Annotated in this window: 1 pseudogene; it reads left to right on the forward strand. The window is 74.0% G+C overall.

Annotated elements, in window-relative coordinates:
* Window positions 1-312: pseudogene (locus I8N67_RS42100) on the forward strand (hypothetical protein); the annotation flags it as partial.

A 312-nucleotide genomic window follows, 5' to 3' on the forward strand; every position in this document is an offset into this window, starting at 1 on the left:
GGCCGCCCACCACGGTCGTCCCCGCGCCGGTCGTCACGACCGCGATCGTCACGCCCACGGAACCCACCGCGATCGCCAGCACCACGGTTGTCGTCCCTGCGGAACCCACCGCGATCGCCACCGCCACGGTTGTCGTCCCTGCGGAACCCACCACGGTCGTCATCACGCCGGAACGCGGGACGGTCACCACGGTCGTCGTCCCTACGGAACGCGGGACGGTCGCCCTCACGACGGTCGCCACGGTCGTCACGCCGGTCATCGCGGCGGAAGGCCGGCCGGTCCCCGTCCCGGCGGTCGTCGCGCCGGAAGGGC

It is taken from the genome of Streptomyces adelaidensis (assembly GCF_016598475.1).
Lineage (GTDB): Bacteria > Actinomycetota > Actinomycetes > Streptomycetales > Streptomycetaceae > Streptomyces > Streptomyces adelaidensis.